The sequence below is a fragment of the Promicromonospora sp. CA-289599 genome (assembly GCF_050936155.1).
Taxonomy (GTDB): domain Bacteria; phylum Actinomycetota; class Actinomycetes; order Actinomycetales; family Cellulomonadaceae; genus Promicromonospora.
Genome location: NZ_JBNJNI010000002.1, coordinates 49,758 through 71,729, shown reverse-complemented (window position 1 = coordinate 71,729; position 21,972 = coordinate 49,758). Strand labels below are relative to the sequence as shown.

15 protein-coding genes are annotated in these 21,972 nt (G+C 71.7%); 9 read left to right on the top strand and 6 right to left on the bottom strand.

Features of this window, described 5'->3' with window-relative positions; translation table 11 throughout:
• Window positions 1-6 precede the first annotated feature (6 nt).
• The 7 genes from ACQEVI_RS27795 to ACQEVI_RS27765 all read left to right on the top strand — a co-directional run bounded on the left by ACQEVI_RS27795 (window position 7) and on the right by ACQEVI_RS27765 (window position 11,640).
• Window positions 7-3,999: a glycosyl hydrolase family 28-related protein gene (locus ACQEVI_RS27795; protein ID WP_432906336.1), complete on the top strand. Its 3,993-nt coding sequence runs from the start codon at window positions 7-9 to the stop codon at window positions 3,997-3,999.
• A gap of 67 nt (window positions 4,000-4,066) precedes the next feature.
• Window positions 4,067-5,155 carry an aldose 1-epimerase family protein gene (locus ACQEVI_RS27790; RefSeq protein WP_432906334.1) on the top strand — a complete coding sequence of 363 codons (1,089 nt, stop codon included), beginning with the start codon at window positions 4,067-4,069 and terminating at the stop codon, window positions 5,153-5,155.
• A gap of 60 nt (window positions 5,156-5,215) precedes the next feature.
• Entirely contained in the window at window positions 5,216-6,481 is a 1,266-nt protein-coding gene (locus tag ACQEVI_RS27785) for a glycoside hydrolase family 71/99-like protein (protein WP_432906331.1), read from the top strand.
• Between the two features lie 374 nt (window positions 6,482-6,855).
• Window positions 6,856-8,274: an MFS transporter gene (locus ACQEVI_RS27780; RefSeq protein ID WP_432906328.1), complete on the top strand. Its 1,419-nt coding sequence runs from the start codon at window positions 6,856-6,858 to the stop codon at window positions 8,272-8,274.
• On the top strand, window positions 8,271-9,491 hold the full coding sequence (locus ACQEVI_RS27775; protein ID WP_432906326.1) for an FAD-dependent monooxygenase: 1,221 nt from the start codon (window positions 8,271-8,273) through the stop codon (window positions 9,489-9,491). The genes ACQEVI_RS27780 and ACQEVI_RS27775 overlap by 4 nt, the downstream gene beginning before the upstream one ends.
• An 86-nt stretch (window positions 9,492-9,577) precedes the next feature.
• A complete protein-coding gene (locus tag ACQEVI_RS27770) occupies window positions 9,578-10,954 on the top strand; it encodes a sensor histidine kinase (RefSeq protein ID WP_432906323.1) in 1,377 nt (458 codons plus the stop codon).
• On the top strand, window positions 10,951-11,640 hold the full coding sequence (locus ACQEVI_RS27765) for a LuxR C-terminal-related transcriptional regulator (RefSeq protein WP_432906320.1): 690 nt from the start codon (window positions 10,951-10,953) through the stop codon (window positions 11,638-11,640). The genes ACQEVI_RS27770 and ACQEVI_RS27765 overlap by 4 nt, the downstream gene beginning before the upstream one ends.
• A gap of 52 nt (window positions 11,641-11,692) precedes the next feature.
• Here ACQEVI_RS27765 and ACQEVI_RS27760 read toward each other — a convergent pair whose 3' ends face one another.
• The gene (locus ACQEVI_RS27760; protein ID WP_432906317.1) at window positions 11,693-12,481 is read right to left on the bottom strand and encodes a helix-turn-helix transcriptional regulator; all 789 of its coding nucleotides are present in this window, start codon (window positions 12,479-12,481) and stop codon (window positions 11,693-11,695) included.
• 147 nt (window positions 12,482-12,628) lie between these two features.
• On the opposite strand from ACQEVI_RS27760, the gene ACQEVI_RS27755 reads away from it, so the two are divergent.
• Window positions 12,629-13,384 carry an SDR family NAD(P)-dependent oxidoreductase gene (locus ACQEVI_RS27755; protein WP_432906314.1) on the top strand — a complete coding sequence of 252 codons (756 nt, stop codon included), beginning with the start codon at window positions 12,629-12,631 and terminating at the stop codon, window positions 13,382-13,384.
• 155 nt (window positions 13,385-13,539) lie between these two features.
• Here ACQEVI_RS27755 and ACQEVI_RS27750 read toward each other — a convergent pair whose 3' ends face one another.
• From ACQEVI_RS27750 to ACQEVI_RS27730, 5 genes are all read right to left on the bottom strand, one after another.
• Window positions 13,540-15,774, bottom strand: coding sequence for an alpha/beta hydrolase (locus tag ACQEVI_RS27750; protein ID WP_432906311.1), 2,235 nt, complete (start codon window positions 15,772-15,774; stop codon window positions 13,540-13,542).
• A gap of 100 nt (window positions 15,775-15,874) precedes the next feature.
• A complete protein-coding gene (locus ACQEVI_RS27745) occupies window positions 15,875-17,386 on the bottom strand; it encodes an alpha-N-arabinofuranosidase (RefSeq protein WP_432906308.1) in 1,512 nt (503 codons plus the stop codon).
• Window positions 17,387-17,527: 141 nt separating this feature from the next.
• On the bottom strand, window positions 17,528-18,856 hold the full coding sequence (locus ACQEVI_RS27740; RefSeq protein WP_432906305.1) for an ABC transporter substrate-binding protein: 1,329 nt from the start codon (window positions 18,854-18,856) through the stop codon (window positions 17,528-17,530).
• Between the two features lie 30 nt (window positions 18,857-18,886).
• On the bottom strand, window positions 18,887-19,786 hold the full coding sequence (locus tag ACQEVI_RS27735) for a carbohydrate ABC transporter permease (protein WP_432906302.1): 900 nt from the start codon (window positions 19,784-19,786) through the stop codon (window positions 18,887-18,889).
• Entirely contained in the window at window positions 19,786-20,682 is an 897-nt protein-coding gene (locus tag ACQEVI_RS27730) for a carbohydrate ABC transporter permease (protein ID WP_432906299.1), read from the bottom strand. The genes ACQEVI_RS27735 and ACQEVI_RS27730 overlap by 1 nt, the downstream gene beginning before the upstream one ends.
• A gap of 98 nt (window positions 20,683-20,780) precedes the next feature.
• On the opposite strand from ACQEVI_RS27730, the gene ACQEVI_RS27725 reads away from it, so the two are divergent.
• Complete coding sequence (locus ACQEVI_RS27725) at window positions 20,781-21,806, top strand: LacI family DNA-binding transcriptional regulator (protein ID WP_432906296.1); 1,026 nt, start codon at window positions 20,781-20,783, stop codon at window positions 21,804-21,806.
• Window positions 21,807-21,972 lie beyond the last annotated feature (166 nt).

Sequence of the window (21,972 nt, the reverse complement as noted above, 5' to 3'; positions counted from 1 at the left end):
ATGAACATGAACGCACGAAGAAGCCGGGTGGTCGCCACCACCGCGGCCGTCACGATCGCGGTGACGGGGTTCCTGGCCCCGGCCGCCGCCGGACCCCTGGTCGACGTCGACCGGTACCCGGCCGGCGTCGGCGCCGACCTGTCGGCGACCCCACGGACCCACGGCATCACCGTGGCCACCGCACCCACCGCGGGCGAGCAGGTCACAGGAGAGCACGCCGCACGCGGGTACTGGCGCACCGACGCCGCGGCGGGGGCCGAACGTCTCGCCCTCGGCCTGGCCGACGAGTACGTCGGGCGGCTCGACGGCACGCCCGGCTACCTCGTCGTGGACCACCGCACGGGGGAGGCCCTGGTCGCGACCGGCTCCGGCGAGCCCCTGACGGCGGGCGCCCCCGAGGCCGACGCCGACGAGGACGGCTGGACCACGACCGTCGTCGTGCTGCCCGCAGGGACGCTCGACGCAGGCGCGTCTCCCGAGGTCGAGCTCGCCGGCGACGGCGGAGAGCTGACCGTCGCCGCCGTGCGCGTGGTGGCCCAGGGCACCAGCGTGGACCTCGGCCCGGCCGTGGCCGAGCGCGGCATCGCCGTACGAGCCGGCGACGACACCGCGGGCCTGGTGACGGGCACCGCGGACGGCCGCGGCTACTGGCAGACCGGCCGGGAGCAGGGCACGAACTTCGTCTACGCCAACGTCTCCGACGGCTACGCCCGCGACGTCCGCGACCGCGTGCTGGTCGACGCGACCGTCCAGGAGGGCGGCGGCTCGATGCTCCTCCAGTACGACTCCCCGGGCGACACCATCCCGGACATGTTCCGGCCGTCCGCCCGCCACGACCTGACCGACGACGGCACGTGGCGCTCGCGGTCGTGGCTGCTGGACGACGCGATCCTGACCAACCGGTCCAACGGCTCCGACTTCCGGCTCTCCGTCGAGGGCTCGGCGCGCGACCTCCGGATCGACTCGCTCGCCGTGACCGTCGTGCCCCGGGAGGTGGACCCCGCCGTCGGGCTGCGCAAGCTGGTCGAGCAGGCCGACGTGGCGCACTACGCCGCGCGCGAGGGTGAGCGCGACGGGCAGTTCCCCGCCGGGACGAAGGCCGAGCTGCGCGCGGCGATCGACGCGGCGCGGGCCGTGCTCGACGACCCGGACGCGTCCGGCGCGCAGATCGACGCCGCGACGGACACGCTCGAGCAGGCCCTGGAGGAGTTCCTGGCCGCCGAGCGGACCACCGACCTCGCCCGCGGCGCGACCGCGACCGCGAGCTCGACCAGCGCGGGCACGCCGGCCGCGGCGACCGACGGCACCGGCTCGGCGTGGTTCTCGGGCCGGGACGAGGAGTCGGCCTGGGTCCAGGTGGACCTGGGCGAGCCCACCCGGTTCGACGACGTCATGGTGGACTGGACCGCCGACTACGCGCACGTCTACCGCATCCAGGTCTCCGACGACGGCACGCACTTCCGCACCGTGGCGACCGCCGGCTCGCTCGGCGCCACCCCCGTGCGCACCCGGTTCGCGGAGACCACGGCGCGCCACGTGCGCCTGGCCCTGGACGAGCGCGCCACGCAGCGGGGCGCCTTCGGGCTGACCGCGCTCGAGGTGCGCGACGCGCGGCTCGTGGACCTGGCGTCGCGGGTGGTCGAGACGGTGTTCCCGGCCGACGACGTCGTGGTCGCCGACCTCGACGCCACCGACTTCGGCGCCGACCCCACGGGCGCGCAGGACTCGACCGCCGCGATCCAGGAGGCGCTGGCCACCTGCCGCGACGCCGGCGGTGGCACGGTCTGGCTCCCCGCCGGGACCTACCGGGTGACGGACACGCTCGAGGTGTTCGCCTACTGCACGCTGCGCGGCGACCACCGAGACCTGGACGAGCAGCCGCTCGGCGCCCCGGACGCGCCGGCGGGGCTCGGGACCGTGCTCGAGGCCCGCCTGCCGTCCGGTGAGGACGGCCCGGCGCTGCTGCGCGTGGGCGGCTCGGCGGGCGTCGTCGGCCTGACGACCTACTACCCGGAGCAGGACGCCGCCGATCCGGTCCCGTACGGCTGGACCGTCGAGGTGCCCGGCCTGGCATGGCTCGGGAACGAGAACTACATGCTCAGCACGGTCCAGGACGTCACGCTCCTGAACTCCTATCGCGGCATCGGCATCTCCACGATGCGCAACGACCGCGGCGAGGGCCCCGGCGCGCAGGGGCACGAGCTGGCGAACGTGCGCAACGTGTCCGGCACCGTGCTGCGCGAGGGCGCCGCCGGGTACAACGGCGCCGACGTGGGCGTCTGGGAGGACGTGCGCTTCGACAACGGCTACTGGGCCGGCGCGGGCGCCGCGTACGGCGCTCCGGACCGGGCGGCGCTCGACGCCTGGACGCGCGCGCACGGCACGGGGTTCGTGCTCGCCGACCTGGAGTGGGACCAGTTCGTCGGCCTGCACGCCGCCGACTACGCCGTGGGGATCCGGATGGTCAAGGGTCCGCGCGCGTCGTTCACGGGCGTGTTCGTCGACGCGGAGGTCGTCGACACCGATGTCGCCGTGCTGGTCGAGAACTCCGACCAGCGCTGGGGTTCCGCCTTCGCCTCGAGCGTCCTGGAGGGGTCCGAGGCGGCGGTCCGCAACACCTCGGCGGGCTACGTCAAGCTCACGGACACCGCCGTCAGCGGCGCCGTCGAGGGGACGGTGCACACGCTTGAGGGGCCCGGTGAGGTGCCCGAGCCGGGGGAGACCCGGTCCGCCCCGAAGCCCGACGGGCGCCTCTTCGACGTCACGGCCGCGCCCTACGACGTGCCGCGCACGCCGAAGCAGCTCTCCGACGTCGACGCGACCGCCGGCATCCAGGCTGCGCTCGACGACGCCGGGGAGGCCGGTGGCGGCATCGTGTACCTGCCCGCGGGCTGGTACACGATGCGCGGGCACCTGGCGGTGCCGGCCGGGGTGGAGCTGCGCGGCGCGTCGGCGGTGCCGAACCGCACCTCGCTCGTGGAGTCGTCGGGAACGGTGCTGATGGCCTACGCGGGCCGGCAGGACGGCACCGACGATGCGTCGGTCGAGGCGGCCGCCGCCGCGCCCGCCGTCGTGACGCTCGCCGGGCAGGACGCGGGCGTGCGAGGTCTGCGGGTGCTGCACCCGGAGAACAACCCGGCGTCGCCCGACGGCGCCGTGCCCTACCCCTTCGCCGTGCGCGGCGACGCCCCGGGCGTCTACGTGGAGAACGTCGGCCTCGACAACGCCTGGAACGCGGTGGACCTCACCGCCCGCGCGGACGGGTTCCTGGTGCGTCGGGTGCTCGGCATCTTCCTCGACCAGGGCGTGCGCGTGGGCGCCGCGTCCGACGGCCTCGTGGACGGCGTGCTGTCCAACGGCAACGTGATGACCCGCAACGCCTACGGGCTGCCCGGCTGGGTCGAGGAGACCAACCTCTTCGCCCAGGTCATCGACGGGATCAGCCGCGAGCGCGAGGTGCTGGTCCACGCCGTGGGCGCCCGGGACCTCGAGGTGCGCAACACGTTCGCGTACGGCTCCCACGACGGGATCGTGGCGCGCGACGGCGCGACGGTGACGGCGTTCAACCTCGGCACGGACAACCTCGGGCCCGGCGGGCACACGGTGGACGCCGACGAGTCCAGCGCCGTCCGGGTGGTCAACCTGATGCGCTACAACGGGACCACCAGCCGGGGCCCGGTCACGATCGTCAACCCCATGGCGATCAACATGGCCACCTCCGCGCTCACCGTCACGACCGACGGCGCCGGGACCGCCCACGTCGAGGGCAACGAGACCGAACCGGGCCGGTACGAGACGGGCAGCACCGTGACGGCGGTCGCCCGGCCGGACGCCGGGTCGCGGTTCGCCGGGTGGCGCGACGGCGCGGGCGGGACCGTCTCGTCCGCGGACCGGTACACGTTCGCGCTCACGGCCGACACGGAGCTCGTCGCGAGCTTCGAGCCCGCACCCGAGTCCCGGTCCGCGCGCGCGTCATCGCGGCGGGCGAGGTCGAGCTGACGGTCACCGACGCCGACGGCCGGGGGCGTCCGTGCCCCCGGCCGGACCCGGAACGAGAGAGGAACACATGTCAGCAGCAGGGGGGCGCCCCGAGCCCGTGAGCATTCGAGGGGCGAGCCGCGACGAGGTCGCCCGCCGGGTGGGCTCGCTCGCGCAGGTGGCGTGCGTCGAGCAGCTCGTCGAGTCCGACGGCCCGGCCCGGGGCGCTCGCCGGCTGCGGCTGGTGACCGGCGGCGGGCTCGAGCTCGACGTGCTGCCCGACCGGGCCCTCGACCTGGGCCGGCTCACGGTGCACGGCGTGCCGCTCGCCTGGGTCGCGCCGGCCGGCTTCTCCGCGCCAGGCCTGTACCGGCCCGACGACGTCGGCACGTCGTTCGGCGGCGGTCTGCTCGTGACGTGCGGTCTCGACCACGTTGGCTCGCCCGTCGTCGACGGCGGACGGCGGTTCCCGCAGCACGGTCGCCTCACCTCGGTGCCCGCGAGCGTCGAGCGGGCGGCCGTCGTCGGCGACGAGCTGGTCGTGGAGGGCGTGGTGCGCCAGGCGACCCTGCACGAGGAGCACCTGGTGCTCCGCCGCCGGATCCGGGCGGCCCTGGGGTCGACGTCGGTCACGGTCGAGGACACGGTGACCAACGAGGGCTGGCGCCCCGAGCCGCACCTGCTGCTCTACCACGCCAACCTGGGGTGGCCGCTCGTGTCCGAGGCCGCCGAGGTCGACGTCTCGTCGTCGCGGGTCGAGCCGGACGGCCCCGACGCCGTCGGGGACGACTGGCGCCGGGTCACCGCACCCGAGGCCGGCTACCGCCAGCGCGTGCACCGGCACGACCTCGCACCCGGGACCGGGCACGCCACCGTGACCAACCGCGAGCTCGGCCTGCGGCTGACCGTCTCGTTCCCGACCGCGACGCTGCCCGTGCTCTACCAGTGGAAGATGTTCGCCCCCGGCCAGAACGTCCTGGGCCTCGAACCCGCGAACGCGCCCGCGATCCAGGGGCGGGCCGTCGCACGGGAGGCGGGCATCCTGCCCGTCCTGGCGCCGGGAGAGTCCGTCTCGTACCAGCTGCGGTTCGACGTCGACCGCCTCCCGGGTCCGCCGCCCACGCCCTCGCACCCCGGCGAAGGGAGGTCCAGCACCGTCCCGCCGCACCACACGTGATCGCCGTACCCGGGCGCGACGACGACGTCGCACCCGCCACCTTCACGAACGGATGACCTCATGACCATCTCCCGACGCTCCTTCCTCAGCCTCTCCGCGGCGGTCGCGGCCACGGCCGCCGCACCCGGCGCGGCATCGGCACTCGCCTCGGCCGCACCCGGCACCGCGGCGGTGGCCGCCGCGAGCCCGCCCGGCGACGTCGTCGGCAAGATCACCGCCGGCTACCAGGGCTGGTTCGCCTGCCGGGGCGACGGCGCCCCCATCAACCTGTGGTGGCACTGGGCCCGGCAGGCCGACCAGGCGCCCTCGATCTCCAACTCCGCGATCAAGTCGTGGCCCGACGTGCGCGAGTACGCGGCCACCTACCAGACCGGGTTCCCCGCCCTGAACGACGGGCGCGCCGCCCACCTGTTCTCCTCGTACGACCAGCAGACCGTCGACGTGCACCTGCGCTGGATGGCCGAGAACGGGATCCACACGGCCGCGCTGCAGCGGTTCAACCCGTTCGGGGCCGAGGGGCCCACGCGCGACGCCGTGGCGGGCCGCGTGCGCTCGGCCGCCGAGCGCACCGGCGTGAAGTACTACGTCATGTACGACGTGAGCGACTGGCACGAGATGCGCTCGCAGATCACGCAGGACTGGGCGAGCAAGATGTCGGCCCACACCGGCTCGTCGGCGTACGCGCGGCAGAGCGGCAAGCCCGTGGTCGGCATCTGGGGCTTCGGCTTCGACGACCCGCAGCGACCCTTCTCACCGCAGGAGTGCCAGGAGGTCGTCGACTGGTTCAAGGGCCAGGGCTGCTACGTCATGGGCGGCGTGCCCACCTGGTGGCGCACCGAAGGTGACGACTCGCGGGACGGGTTCGCGGGCGTGTACCGCTCGTTCGACATGATCTCGCCGTGGCTCGTGGGCAGGATCGGCAACGTGGCCGGCGCCGACGACTTCTACGACCGCGCGACCGTGCCGGACCTGGCGGAGTGCACCCGCCTGGGCATCGACTACCAGCCGTGCGTGCTGCCGGGCGACCTGCAGGAGCGGCAGCGGGCGCACGGCGACTTCATGTGGCGCCAGTTCTACAACCACGCGCGGGCCGGGGTGGCGAGCGCCTACATCTCGATGTTCGACGAGTACAACGAGGGCAACCAGATCGCCAAGACCGCCGCGACCGCCGGTGACGTGCCGGCGGGCTCGGGCATCTGGGCGCTCGACGAGGACGGCACTGCCTGCTCGTCGGACTACTACCTGCGGCTGACCAACGACGGGGGCCGGATGCTGCGCGGCGAGACGGGTGTTACGCCCGTGCGGCCGACGCGTCCGCAGCTGTAGTCGCGGTCCACGAACCGCCCGGCCCGCCGGACGGCCGGACCTCTCCGGAGGTCCGGCCGTTCCGGTTGAAGCGTCGAGCGCACGCGATCGCGTGCACCGGTGAGCTCGACGAGGAGAAGGCTGGGCAGGTCGTGGTCGGGCGCTCGGCTCAACGGCGTCGCGGCTGAGCAAGCACCGCGGCGGCACCGATGACCGCAGGGACCACGAGCAGTGCGGACGTAGCGCGGAGCTCGTGGGCGCGGAGGAAATCCTCCGCGTCCACGGCGGTTCCCACCATGTCGGGGCCCGGCGCTCGAACCCTAGGTTCGAGGACATGGAGATCAGACCAGCTTCGCTCGAGCTCCCGCCCGTGACCTGCCCGGGAAGGGACTGAGATGACCATCGCACTCGACTCCCCGGCCCCCGTCGAGAGGCCGTCCCCCGCCCGGATCGGAGGGCCCGCGGTCGGGGCCCTGGGCGTCCTCGCCCTCGCCCTCGGCACCCTGCAGACGGTGGTGGACCCGGCCCGTCCGCTGCTGGAGCGCGAGCTGGGCGTCGACTCGGCGGCGGCCGCGCTGATCGCCAGCACCCTGCTGATCACCGGCGCGATCGTCGCACCCATCGCGGGCAAGCTCGGCGACCGCTATGGCGGAAAGCGGGTGCTGCTCGTGCTGATGGTGCTGGTCTCGGCAGGCGGTGCGGTGTCGAGCCTCGCGCCGAACCTGCCGGTACTGCTGGTCGGCCAGACGCTGCAGGGCGCGATGGTGGGCGCACTGCCCCTCTCGTTCATCCTGGTGCGCAAGAACTTCCCGAAGGGGCAGACACAGGTGGCCATCGGGGTGGTCAGCGCCCTGTTCACCGCAGGTGGCATCGTCGGGACCCTCGTCGCCGGGCCGCTGGCGGAAGGGCTGTCCTGGCACTGGATCTTCGCGGCGCCGACGATCGTGATCGTCGCGGCGACGGCGGTCGTGTCCCGGCTCATGCCGAACGATCCGCCGGGCGAACAGGGCACCACCATCGACTGGGCGGGTGTGGCACTGCTGAGCGCCACGCTGGTCGCGCTCATGCTGGGACTCCTCGTGGTGACCGGTGGCGGTGTCCCGCCGCTCGCGGTCGGCGGCATCGTGCTCGTCGTCGCGGCGCTCGCGGCGGCCTGGGTGGCCGTCGAACGCCGGGCGGTCTCACCGATGGTGGAGCTGCGCATGCTGACGGCGCCCGCCATGTGGAGCGCGGCCGTGCTCACCGTTGCCGTAGCTGCCATCTCCGCGATGCTGCAGACGTACGTTCCCAAGCTGTTCGGTGTCTCGGGCGACGGCTACGGCCTGGGGCTCGACACCACCGATATCGGGCTGTTCATGATGCCCGCCTCCATCGCCGGCGTGCTGGCGGGCTCGGTCGGCGGCCTCGCCGTGCAGCGCTACGGCGCCCGGGCCGTCGCCACCGCGGGCGCCGTGGCGACCGCGGGCATCCTCGTCACCGTCGCCGCGCTGCACGACACGGTGTGGCAGCTCGTCATCGCCCGGGCGCTCGCCGCCTTCGTCGGTGGCCTGATCACCACCGCGCTGCTCGCCAGCACCGCCACCGCCGTGGCCGCAAAGGACACCGGCATCGCCACCAGCCTCCTCGTCGTGATCCGCCTGATCGGCGCTGTCGCGGGCGGCCAGCTCGCCGGCTCGGTCCTCGACGCGGGCAACGACCCGGCATCCGGGGTGCCCGCCGAGTCGGCCTTCGTCACTGGCTTCCTCGTCGCCGCCCTCGTGACCGCGCTGTCCCTGCTCGTCGTCCGCCACCTCAACAAGGAAGTGCAGTCATGACATCTCGGTCCGACACCGCCCACCGCAAGGTCCTGATCGCCGGAGCCAGCATCGCCGGCCCCACGCTCGCGTACTGGCTGCACCGGTACGGGTTCGCCGTCACGGTGGTCGAGAAGGCACACGCGCCTCGTGGCGGCGGCTACCCGATCGACGTCCGCGGCACCGCGATCGAGGTGGTCCGGGGGATGGGAGTCCTGCCCCGGCTGCGGGCCGCGCAGATCGACACCGCACGGTTCACCTTCCTCGACGCCGACGGTGCCGAGGTGGCCACCCTCCACCCCCATGCGGTCGCCGGGAGCGTCGAGGGGCAGGACCTCGAGGTGGCGCGCGGGGACCTGACCGCCGCGCTGTACGGGACGGTCCGGGACGACGTCGAGTTCGTGTTCGACGACTCCATCGACCGCCTCGACCAGCACGGGAACGGGGTGGACGTCACCTTCCGCAGCGGCAAGCAGCGCACGTTCGACGCGGTGGTCGGTGCCGACGGCATGCACTCGGGCACCCGGAAGGTCCTGTTCGGGCCGGAGGAGCAGTTCCACCGGTACCTCGGCTACGCCTTCGCCGTGTTCACCATGCCCAACATCCTGGGTCTGTCGCGCGAGCTCATGATGTGGAACACCCCGGGCCGGGCCGCCGCGCTCTACGCCACCGGGGACGCCACGGACGATTTGCACGCCTTCCTGAACTTCCACCAGCCGGAGCAGCCGCTCGATGTCGTGCGAGAGAGCCTGCGGGACCCGGGCGTCCAGCGGGACCTGGTCGCCAGGACCTACACCGGTGCGGGCTGGGAGGTCGCGAGCATCGTCGAGGCGATGCACCAGGCGGACGACCTGTTCTTCGACACGGCGGGTCAGATCCGCATGCCGGGCTGGTCGAGCGGCCGGGTCGCGTTCGTCGGCGACGCCGCCTACGCGCCGTCGTTCCTGACCGGACAGGGCTCCAGCCTGGCGCTGGTGGGCGCCTACATGCTCGCCAGGTCGCTGGCCACGCACGGGGACCACGTCGATGCCTTCGCCGCCTACGAGCGGGACACCCGCGAGTTCGTCACGATGAACCAGGCCCTGGTCGACAAGGGCGGGGCCCGACTGTTCCCCACCACCGCCGAGGCGCTGGAACGGCGCAACGCCATGCTCCGCGAGACGGTCGCCATGCCGGCCACGACGCCGCAGCCCGCCCACTCGGCACTCGTGCTGCCTGAGCCCGCGCCGACGGCGTGAGCCCGGCCCGGCACGGAGGAAATCCCTACCCCTCCCGGGGGAACGCACCCTGTCCCGGCAGGGCGGTCGCGAGGCAGGCTGGCAGCATGAAGACCATGACCCTCGATCCGCGAGCGCCGCGGTCCGGGCGGAGGCCCGGCCAGGCGCACCTGCTCCGCGCACCGTCGTCCTCCGTCACCTGGCGTTCGTACGGCTACCTGTGGCTCATGCTGCTCCTCGGGCCGTTCGCACTCGCCTACGTGCTGGTCACCGTGGCGGTCACGGCCGGGGCCGCCGTCACGGTCGTCGGGCTGTTCCTCGCGGGCGGGCTCGTGGTGGGCGGACGTTGGTGGGGCGCCCTCTACCGCCGCCTGGCGGGCCACCTGCTCGACACGCACGTCGCGGCGCCCGTGCCCCGACGGGCGCGTCAGGGCTTCTGGCAGCGCCTCGGCGGGGCACTCGGCGACCCGGTGGGCTGGCGCGCGCTGCTGTTCATGCTCGCGGCCCTGCCGGTGACGCTCGCCGGGTTCATCGTGAGCACCGCGTGCCTCGTGCTCGGCTTCGGCAGCGTGACCTACTGGTCCTGGTTCTGGTCGCTGCCCCCCGAGCTCGCCATGGACAGCTCGTGGCACAACCCGGCGGGCCTCGCCCTCGTCGCCCTGGGCGGCCTGGTGATGCTGGTCCTGTGGCCGCTGGCCCAGTCGGGGTTCGTCGCCCTGCTGAGGCTCCTGACCAGGGTGCTGCTCGGCCCGACGGCCGCCAGCCTGCGGGTCGCCGAGCTGGAACGCTCCCGTGCGGGCACGGTGGAGGACGCCGACGCCCGCTTGCGTCGCATCGAGCGAGACCTGCACGACGGTACCCAGGCGCGCCTGGTCGCCGTCGGCATGCAGCTCGGCGAGGCGCGTGAGCAGCTGGCCTCCGGCGGGACGGACACGGTGGGCGAGCTCCTCGAGGTGGCGCACGCGTCGACCAAGGACGCCCTGGCCGAGCTCCGGGAGCTGGCCCGGGGCATCCACCCGCCGGCCCTGGACAGCGGGCTCGCGGTCGCCCTCGAGACGCTCGCCGCCCGCGCGCCGCTGCCGGTCACGGCGGACATCGACCCGGCGGTCGAGGCGGGCGGCCGCCTGGCGCCCGCGATCGAGTCGATCGTCTACTTCTCGATCGCGGAGCTGGTCACCAACGCGGCCAAGCACGCGCGCGCGTCGCGGGTCCACGTGCGGGTCGAGGCGGTCGCCGACGGCCGGGGCGGCGTCCTGCACCTCCAGGTGCGCGACGACGGTGCCGGGGGAGCGACCGTCGTCCCGCCCGACGGGTCCGGGCTGCGGTCGGGGCTCGCGGGCCTCGCCGAGCGCGTCGGCTCGGTCGACGGCACGTTCGACCTGTCGAGCCCTGTCGGAGGGCCGACCGTCGTGACCATGACGCTCCCTGCCGTGCGCGCCGGTACCGCGGGTGCGCACCGTACGGGCACCGGCGGCCGCGCATGACCGGGCCGGACGCGACGCCGTCGGACGGCCTGCGGGTGGTCCTCGCCGAGGACTCCGGGATCCTGCGCGACGGGCTCGTCGCCCTGCTCACGCGGCGGGGGCACGAGGTGACGGCCGTGCCGGACGGCGAGAGCCTGGAGCGTGAGGTCCTTCGCCTCGCGGGCGAGTCGTCCTTGCCCGACGCCGTGGTCGCGGACATCCGGATGCCACCCACGTTCACCGACGAGGGCCTGCGCACCGTGGTCGCGTTGCGGGAGCAGTTTCCCGGGCTGCCTGTGCTGCTCTTCTCGCAGTACGTGGAGACGAGGTACGCCGGTGTGCTGCTCCAGGGTGACGCACGTGGCGTGGGGTATCTGCTCAAGGACCGTGTCGTCGACGTGGGGGAGTTCGCCCAGGCGCTCGTGCGCGTGGCCCGGGGCGAGACCGTGCTGGACCCGGAGGTGGTCTCCCAGCTCATGGGCGCCTCCGACCGGGACACCGGCCGCGTGCGGCTGACCGGCAGGGAACGCGAGGTGCTCGACCTCATCGCGCAGGGCCGGTCGAACGGCGGCATCGCGGAGCAGTTGTTCCTCTCCCAGGGCGCCGTGGAGAAGAACGTCGCCGCGATCTTCCAGAAGCTCGACCTGCCGTACGACGCGGCGGACAACCGCCGGGTGCTCGCCGTGCTGCGTTACCTGGGGACCTGATGTCGCTGCACACCGCGACGGCGTCCCGTCCCACGAGCACCTCGTGCCCGGGTCACGGCGTGGGCGCGTAGATCACTACCCAGTGGTCGCGTTCGGCGTCGTGCAGCATCTCGCTCTGGAAGGCGAGCCAACCCCGGGCCGGGTGGTGCAGGCGCTTCTCGCCGGACCGTCCCAGCGAGACCTCACCCTGCGACCAGTGGTCCCTGAAAGCCGTGCTGGTCGTCGAGAGCTCCCGGACGAGGGACCGGAGGTGCTCGTCGTCGGGGTAGCGGCCGATCGCGGAGCGGAGCTCGGCGGTGGCCCACCTGGCGTACCGGTGGGCGCCCTCGTCACCGAGGAGGTGGCGCGCCGTGGCCGTGAAACCGTGCCGCACGATGCTGCGCCGGTACCGGCCGGTGCCGGAGATCGGTCCGAGGAGCTCGGTGGCGGCCGCGTTGCGCGCGACGACGTCCAGCCGGCCGTCGTGGACGGTGACGGGGATGGTGTCGTCGAGACCGTCCAGGAGTCGCAGGAGCCCGGGCCGGACCGTGCTGTCGGGCGCGGACGGTTCGGGCGGCAGCTCGCCCGCGAGGCGGAAGAGGTGGTCCCGCTCGGCCGCGGTGAGGCCGGTGGCCCGGGCCAGGGCGGTGAGGACCTCCCGTGACGGGCGCGGCGCCCGTCCCTGTTCGAGGCGGATGTAGTACTCGACCGAGATGCCGGCGGCCTCGGCCAGCTCCTGTCGGCGCAGCCCCGGGACGCGTCGTCGTGACGTCCGCATCTCGGCCGGCTGCTCGGGTGCCGCCACCACGGCACGCCGGCTGCGGAGGTACGTCCCGAAGTCCGCCCTGGTCCGCGTCGGCATGCGCACCATTATGCCGTCGCCGTCGCCCATGCCGCCTTGTCCGTCGGGTGGCCCTGGCAGTACCACGTTCGACCGGGTCTTCCCCGGCTGCCGCGAGGTCGCGCACAGTCGTCCTCGGACAAGCCGACCAGACAAGGGAGGGGCCTCGTGCCCACGAACCGCATCGCACTCGTCACCGGAGCCAACCAGGGCATGGGCCGACAGGTCGCGAAGGAGCTGGTCTCCGACGGGGTCACCGTGTACCTCGGGTCCCGCGACCTCGCCCGCGGCGAGGAGGCGGCCACCGAGATCGGTGATGGCGCCGTCGCGCTCCAGCTCGACGTGACGGACGCGGTCTCGATCGCCGCAGCCGCCGAGCGGATCCGGCAGGAGGCCGGCCGGCTCGACCTGCTCGTCAACAACGCCGCGATCTCCACCACCCGCACCGACGTCCAGGACATGGACGAACTGCGCGCCCTGGCACAGCCGAGCGTCGCCTCCCTCGACGAGGTGCGGGCCGTGTGGGAGGTGAACGTCTTCGGCGTGCTGGCCGTCTACCAGGCGATGCTGCCGCTGCTGCGGAGGTCGTCGGACGCGCGCATCGTGAACGTCACCAGCGCGCAGGGCTCGCTCACGACCATGGCCGACCCGGCCTTCGCGTTCCACTCGACCTACGAGCCGGTCTACTCCGCGTCGAAGAGCGCGCTGAACGCCGTGACGCTGTCCATGATGATCGAGCTGGAGGGGACCGACATCAAGGTCAACCTCGTCTCGCCGGGCTTCGCCAACACCGCACTGGTCAAGTTCCAGGGCACGGAGCCGGTTGAGGACGCCTGCCGTGAGGTGGTGCGCGTCGCCCGCCTCGGGCCGGACGGCCCGACGGGTACGTTCACGCTCTGGGATGGTGTGAACCTGCCCTGGTGACGGGCGTATCTGCGCGATCGCCGCGTCCACCGCGACTTGCATGAGACCGCGAGCCCCGCCTGGCTGTGACCACCCGCCTGCCTGCCCGCTGCAGAACGACGGCGCGGCCGGCGGGATGAACCCGCCGACCGCGCCGCTCTCGTGCCCTCGCGTCGCTACGCGTCCCCACCCTCCGTGAACAGCCGGGGGAGGAAGTCGATGAGCGACTTCTGCCAGACGTCCCAGCTGTGCGGGCCCGGGACGATGGGCGCGAACTCGTGGTTCACCCCGCGGCTCTCCATGGCGGCGATCAGCTGCAGCGTCGCACCGTAGGTGAAGTCCTGCACGTCACCCGAGTAGACGCGCAGCAGCTTGGTGCCCTCGTTGATGGCCTCGACGTCGGCCGTGGCCGGCGGCGCACCGAACGCCGACATGGCGCCGATGTAGCCGAACTCGCCCGGGTGCGCCCAGAGCGTGCTGAGCGTGTGCCCCGAGCCCATCGAGAGGCCTGCCAGAGCGCGCTGGTCGCCCTCGGAGCTGATGTTGAACTGCTCCTCGGCGGCCGGCACGATGCGCGTCGTGACCTCCGTGGGGAAGTCCACGCCGTTGCCGTTGGCCATGACGACCACCATCGGCACGATGTCGCCCCGCAGGTAGTGGTTGTCCAGGATGCGCTGGACGTAGCCCACCTCGACCCAGTCGGTCCACGTCTGCCCGCCACCGTGCTGCAGGTAGAAGACCGGGTACTCCTCGGCGCGGTCCGCGTCGTAGCCCGGGGGCGTCCACACGTACGCCGAACGCTGCGTGCCGCCGCCCGCGGTGCTCGGGTAGCTCATGACGCTGACCTCGCCACGTGCCTCGGTCGGCACCTGGGCGGTGTACTGAGCGCGAATCGTGTCGCCATCGGCGGTGAAGGTGCTCCACGTCGGCTCCGAGAGCACCGTCGTGGGGTTGTCCGCGTCCTTGTGGTCGACGCCGTCGACCACGAACTTGTAGTAGTAGGAGCCGCCCTCGACGGCCAGCGAGAGCCGCCACGAACCGTCGTCCTGCTGGACCATGTGGGTGCGCGGCCAGCTACCGGCCGGACCGAAGTTGCCCCAGACGGTGATGTTGTTCGCGTCGGCGAACTCGGTGCCCAGCTCGAAGGTGACGACGCCGTTCTCGTCGACCCACGGCGTCGGCGTCGTGCCCGCCGCCGGCAGCTCGTGCTCCACGAACGGCAGGTGGCCCTCGCTCGGGCCCTCGTCGTCGACGTCCTGGAAGATGCGCCCGGCGAAGTCGTGCAGGTTCTTCTGCCACGTGTCCCACGTGCCGCCGGTCTCGGGGTCCGACCCGTCGGGCTGGAACTCCACGCCCGCCCACGTCAGCCTGTCGGCCAGCGCCACCGTGTCGTCGTACGCGGGGTCGGTGACGTTGCCCGCGTACACGCGGACGACGTCGGTCGAGCGGTTGATCTGCTTCGCCTTGCCCCGCGAGATCGGCTTGTCGTAACCGGCCGAGAAGGAGCCCACGTTGGCGAAGTCCCGCGGCTTGGCGACCACGGCGCTCAGGGCCGCCTCCCCACCGCGGCCGATCCCGGCGATCGCGCGGTCCGATCCCTTGTGGGAGACGTTGAACGCACGCTCGACGGCGGGCAGCAGCTCCTTCGGCACGCCGGCAGGGCCCGGGGTGCCGGCGTCGCCCATGACGACCACCATCGGCTCGGCGTCGCCGTCGAGCGTGAGGTTGTCCATGATCTGGCCGAGCCGGCCCAGCTCCACCCACTCGCGGTAGCTCTGCCCCTCGTCCTGCAGCAGGTACAGCACGGGGTAGTCCTTCCTGCGGTCCGCGTCGTAGCCCGGGGGCGTCCACACGAGCGCTTCCTTCTTGTGCTTCGGCCCCTTGCCGTACTCGAGCGTCTCGAGCTCGCCGCCGCCGTCCACGTCGTCGAGCCACTCCGCGCCCGGTCCGGGGACGAACATGGTGCTGTAGGTGGGCTTCGACGTCACCTCCTGGGGCGCATCCGGGTTGCGGAACGCCACCGCGTCCTGGTTCGCGGCGGGGCGCGCGGCGTACTGGTAGTAGTACAGGCCGGGTTCGAGGGGGCCGAGCGTGGCCGTCAGGTTCGACCCGCTGGCTCCCATGTTGAGGTCGGTCCACGCCTTGCCCGGGCCGAAGTTGCCCTGCATGGCGACGGGGCCGTCCCCGATGCCGGTCGCCTCGGTCACCGCCGCGCGGGGCACCGTGAACCGGTAGACGTCCGAGATCGGGTTGTTCGGCACCTCGCTCACCCACGGGTCGGCGCTCACCGCCTGCGCGGCGGCGGACGGCGCCACGAGCAACGCCCCGGCGGCCACCGCGCTCGCGGCGGCCGCCGCGAGCGTTCGTCGTCCTCGCCGGACCGGGTGGGCAGGCGTTGGCTGAGATTCCATCGTCATTGACTTGCCTCTCATTCGAAATCGATATCGGCGACACGAGGAACGGCTCCACGCCGTGCCTCGCGCATGACCGGCACCCGTGCGGGTGCCGGGGTCAGACGCGTTCCAGCCGGAGCATCGACCAGGACACGGGCGGCAGGTCCACGTGGGCGTGCTCGTCGGCGACCTTCGCGGACGTGTTGGTGCGCGGCAGCACCGAGGTCGCGTCGTCGGCCGTGGCCGACCAGGTGTGGTCGGGGTTGGAGAGCGTGACCGCGTCCGCCACCCGGAGCCCCGGGAAGCCGCGCAGGTCCACCCCGAGCGCCACGTCGTCGGTGAGCGACCGGTTCACCGCGAACACCACGACGCCACCCGTCTCGGGGTCGTGCGTGGCGACGGCGTCGATCACCGGGACCGGACCGAACTTGGCCGTCTCCTGCACGGGCGCGTCCACCGCAAGGCGCAGCACCTCGCCGGCGGCGTGCCCTGCGGTGAGCGCGAACGGGTGGAACGTCGTCTGCCGCCAGGACCGCCCGCCCGGCTCCGTCATGATCGGCGCGATCACGTTGACGAGCTGCGCGAGCGAGGCCGCGTGCACGCGGTCGGTGTGGCGCAGCAGCGAGATCAGCAGGTTGCCGACCACGACGGCGTCCGCCACGTTGTAGCGGTCCTCCAGGAGCACGGGCGCTACCGGCCAGTCGTCGCCCGACGGCGGCCGCGACTCGGCCCGCTTCTGGTACCAGACGTTCCACTCGTCGAACGAGACGTGGATCCGCTTGGTGTGCTTGCCCGCCGCGCGCACGGCGTCGGCCGTCGCGGACACCGAGTCGACGAAGTGGTCCATGTTCACCGCGGAGGCCAGGAACGACGCGAGGTCGCCGTCCTCCTCGTAGTAGTAGGCGTGCGCCGAGATGTGGTCGACGTGCTCGTAGGCCTCGGTGAGGACCACCCGCTCCCACTCGCCGAAGGTGGGCATCTGGGACCCCGACGAGCCGCACGCCACGAGCTCGATGTCCGGGTCGATCATCCGCATGGCGCGAGCGGTCTCGGCCGCGAGCCGCCCGTACTCGTGGGCGGTCTTGTGGCCGATCTGCCAGGGGCCGTCCATCTCGTTGCCCAGGCACCACATCTTGATGCGGTACGGCTCCTCCGCGCCGTTCGCCCGGCGGAGGTCGCTCCACCTGGTGCCGCCGGGCACGTTGCAGTACTCGAGCAGGTCGAGCGCCTCCTGTACGCCGCGGGTGCCGAGGTTGACGGCCATCATGGGCTCGACGCCGGTCCGGGCGCACCAGCGCATGAACTCGTCGACGCCCACGAGGTTGGGGTCGGTCGAGTGCCACGCGAGGTCGAGCCGCCGGGGACGCTCCTCGACCGGGCCGATGCCGTCCTCCCAGCGGTACCCCGAGACGAAGTTGCCGCCGGGGTAGCGCACCGTCGAGACACCGAGCTCGCGGGTGAGCTCGACGACGTCGCCCCGGAAGCCGTCGGCGTCGGCGGTGGGGTGGCCGGGGTCGTGGATACCCGTGTACACGCTGCGGCCGAGGTGCTCGACGAACGAGCCGAACGTGCGGGGGCGCACCGGTCCGACGACGAACGCCGGGTCGATGGTGACGGAAGCAGACAGCATGAGCGATGTACTCCTCGGTGGTTGGTTCGTGGTGCGGTCGTGCGGGCCCGGCGCGCGCAGGCGGGGCGGCCGCCGTGGCAGTGGATGCCGCGACCGCCCCGCCTGTGCGCTCAGTGGGTCAGGCTCAGAGCGGCAGAGCCCTTACTGCCCCAGCTGGTTCTGCAGGTCGGACTGTGTCTGGTCCAGCGCCTCCTGGGCCGACGTGCCGTTCTCGTAGATCTCGTTGAGCGTGACCGTGCGGAACGTGTCGTCGACGGTGGGCCAGTTCGGGTCGCTGAACGACTGGAAGTGCCCGATGCCGTCCTTCACCCCGCCCAGGACGTCGAACAGGTTGGTCTGGAAGTACTTGTTGAACTTGTTCTCCGGGTTCTTGGTGACTTCCTCGTCCTCCCAGACCGCCATGTTCACGGGGTCGAAGCCGAGCACCTCCCAGACGGCGACGTTCGCCTCGGGGGAGAGCTTGGCGAACGCCAGCCACTCGGCGGCCAGGTCCTTGTTCGGCGAGACGGCGGGGACCGACGCGCCGGTGCCGCCGCCACCGATGGTCTGCACGACGGCGTCGTCCGTGACCGGCGCCGGGGCGATGGCCACCTTGCCGGCGAGGTCGGGCATGTAGTCGACGAACCGGGACGTGTACCAGGCCGGGTAGACGACCGCGGCGTAGTCGCCGTCGTTGATGGCGCCGTACGCCTCCTCGGAGTCGGGGCTCCCGCCCGGGATCGTGGAGATCGCGCCGGCGTCCTGCATGTCCTTCATCATCGAGAGGGTCTCGACGACCTCGGGGCTGTTCACCTGCACGTTGCCGGCGTCGTCGAAGAACTGCCCGCCGAGCTGGGCCGCGATGAGCGGCTCCAGGAACATGACGCTGGTGCTGGCGACGCCGAACGCCTTGCCGGTCTCCTCGTTGTACTTGACCCCGGCCTCCTTGAAGTCGTCCCAGGTCTTGATGGTCGTGTAGTCGATGCCGGCGCCCTCGAGCGCCTCCGTGTTGTAGAACGTGGTGAACGCGCCCACGTGGGTCGGGAACCCGTAGACCTTGCCGTCCTTGCTGTACAGGTCGAGGCGCGCCTGGACGACGTCGTCCTGGTACGGGGCCGCGGCCTCGGTCAGGTCGAGCAGCGGGGGGTTGTCGCCCTTGACGAAGTTGGCGAACTTGTTGACCTCGATGTCGACGACGTCCGGCAGGCCCTCACCGGAGTTCACGGCGAGCTGCAGCTTGTTGTGCATGTCGTCGTAGGGGTAGACGGTGACCTCGAGCTGGATCTCCTTGTCGGGGTTGGCCTCGTTCCACTGCTCGGCCATCTCCTCGTAGTACGTGGCGTGCACGTCGGCGAACGTCCACATCTGGAGCGTGGTGGAACCGTCGGCGTTCGTGCTGGGTGCTTCCGGCTGGCCGCCGCCGCATGCGGTGAGCGCCGTCACCGCCAGTGCGGCGACCAGTGTGGACGCCATCGTCCTGAGTCTTGTCATGATTGCTCCGTTCGTTCGGTCGGGGGAGGGTCAGCCTTTGACCGCTCCCGCGGTGATTCCTTCTATGAAGAACCGCTGGAATGCGAGGAAGAGAATGAGGATCGGGATCAGCGAGAAGAAGGCCCCGATGATGAGCAGCTCGTAGTTGTTGCCGTACGGCGTCAGCAGCGTGTTGAGGCCGATCGGGAGCGTGAACTTCTCAGGGCTGCGCAGCACCAGCAGCGGCCAGAGGAAGTTGTTCCAGCAGAGCATCCCGTTGAGGATCGCCATGGCGGCCATCGCCGGCTTGGTGATGGGCAGCACCAGGCGGAAGAAGATGCCGAACTCGCTGACGCCGTCGACCCGCCCGGCCTCGATGATCTCCTTCGGTATCCCCAGGAAGTACTGGCGGAAGAAGAAGATGGTCACGGCCGCGGCCAGGAAGGGCAGCACGATCACCGTGTAGGTGTCGGCGAGGCCCATGTCGTTGATCTGCACGTACAGGGGGAGCATGAGCATCTCGAACGGCACGGTCATGACGAGCAGCACCATGATGAACCACAGGGTCTTGGTCCGGAACTCGTACATCGCGAAGCCGTAGGCGACGAACGAGCTCACCAGGAGCGTGCCGGCGACCTGCGCGATCGTCAGGAGCAGCGTGTTGGCGAACCACCGGAAGTACGGCCCGGAGTCCGTGAACAGCAGGACGTAGTTGTCCAGGCTGAGCGAGCCGAGGTCGACGTCGAACGTCATGCCCCGCCGGATCACCTCGTTGCCGTCCTGGAACGTGCCCACGAAGATCGCCAGGAGCGGCACCAGGGAGATCAGCGCCATCACGACGAGGAAGATGCCCTGGATCCAGGCCGCCGTGGAGGGCGCGAAGGACCGGCGGGCGGGGGTCCGCCGACGCGTCTCTGTCGATGGGCTGAGGGTGGTCGGCTGAACGGCCATCAGACGGCCTCCTTCTTGAAGGTGCCGCTGGCGACGAGGTACGAGATGTTGATCGTCATGATGACGGCGAGCAGGACGACGCCGACGGCCGAGGCGAAGCCGAGGTCGTTCTCCTCGATGCCCTTGCGGTAGAGGTAGCCCACGACGGTGAGGCCCTGGTTGTTGGGGGAGTTGTTGCCGGCGTAGAGCATGAAGCTCTCGAGGAACATCGAGAGGCCGCCGTAGACGCTGATCGTGACGACGTAGACGATGGTCGGCCGGATGTTCGGGATCGTGATGTGGATGAACTGGCGGAACTTGCTCGCGCCGTCGATCGAGGCCGCCTCGTAGTACTCGGTCGGGATCGCCTGCATGCCGGCGAGGAAATACATCATGTTGACGCCGGTCCACCGCCACAGCGCGATGGCCAGCAGGGCCACCAGGCCGGTGACGTCGCCACGCAGCCAGCGGACCGGGCCGAACCCGAAGAAGTCGGCGACCTGGTTCATGATCGCGGCGTCGGACTCCGCGAAGATGAGCCGGAAGACGATGCCGGCCACCACGACGGAGGTGAGCGCGGGCACGAACATCGAGGCCTTGAAGAACGCCTTGATGCGCGCGCTGCCGATGTTCGAGTTGATCAGGGCGGCCAGGGCCAGCGGGATCGGGATGAGCAGCACCAGGGTCAGCACCATGTAGCGCAGGCTGTTGAACAGCGCCTGCCAGAAGATGCGGTCCCGCCAGAGCCGGTCGTAGTTGTCGAGCCCGATGAACGTCGCCTGCCCGTAGAGCACCTCCTGGGTGCTCATCACGAACGACCGGCCCAGTGGGATGACCCAGAAGACCGCGAGGGTCACGAGGAACGGCAGGATGAACAGGTAGGGCGCAAGTTTCTTCGAGTACAGGAGCTGCTTCACGGCGTTCTGGATCCTCCTTGATCAGAGCCTTGGGTGATACCTGCGCGACGGAGCCAGGCCGTCGCTCGAGGGGTGTCATGATGGGCAACGTGGTGAAGATGAGCGATGTGGCACTCGAAGCCGGTGTCTCGAAGATGACGGTCTCGAACGTCATCAACGGCCGACCGGGAGCGAGCGAGGACACCCGTGCCCGCGTGCTCGAGGCGGTGGCCCGCCTGGGCTACCGGGTGAACGCGACCGCGCGCCAGCTCCGGGCCGGCCGCAGCGGTGCGATCGGCCTGCTGGTTCCGCACCTCGACGGTCCCTACTACCCCCACCTCGCGGCGCGCCTGGACACGCTCGCGCAGCTGAGGGGCTACCACGTCATCATCGAGCGCACCGGCGCGAGCAGGGAGGGCGAGCTCGCGGCCCTCTCCGCGGAGCGTGTGCGGCCCTACAGCGGCGTCGTGCTCAGCCCGGTCCAGATCGATGCGGCGGACGTGCGCCGCGCCGGCATCGAGGTTCCCGTGGTCCTGCTCGGCGAGCGGCGGCTCGGCGGCGAGTTCGACCACGTGATGATGGACAACGTGGGCGGCGCCGAGCTCGCCACGTCGTACATGCTCGAGCGCGGCGCGCGGCGCATCGCCCTGATCGGTGGCCGACCGGAGACCGGCGTCGACAGCATGCCGACCCTGCGCAGCCGTGGCTACCGCGGCGCGCACGCCAAGGCCGGCGTGCCGGTCGACGAACGGCTCGTCGTCGACGGTGCGTCGTTCACCACGAAGGACGGCTACGAGGCGGTCATGCGGCTCCATCGCGACGGCGTCTCGTTCGACGGTGCCTTCGCCCTGACCGACGCCGCGGCGATGGGGGTCCTGCGCGCGCTGGCCGACATCGGACTGCGCGTCCCGGACGACGTCCAGGTCGTCGGCTTCGACAACGACGCGGAGAGCCAGTACCTCGTCCCTCGGCTGACCACCATGGACCCCGGCAACGACTCGATGGCCGAGCGCGTCATGGAGCTGCTCCTGCGCCGTGTCGAGGCCGCCACGTCGGACGCGGGGGAGATGGAGGACGCGGTGGAGTCGGTGATGTCGGCTCGGATCGTGGTCCGTGAGTCGACGCTCGCTCACGTGTCCAGGTAGACGCAGATCGGTCACAGCTTCTCTTCCTCGAGTAGCCCGTCACTGGCGTGACGTTTATCGATAAAGTAGATGCCATGCCGGAAGGTGTCAACGGTTTCCGCCCGGATTTGTGCGGGTGAGATCGGCTGGCGACACACCGTGGGTGCGCCTGCCCGAGGCTGGCTTT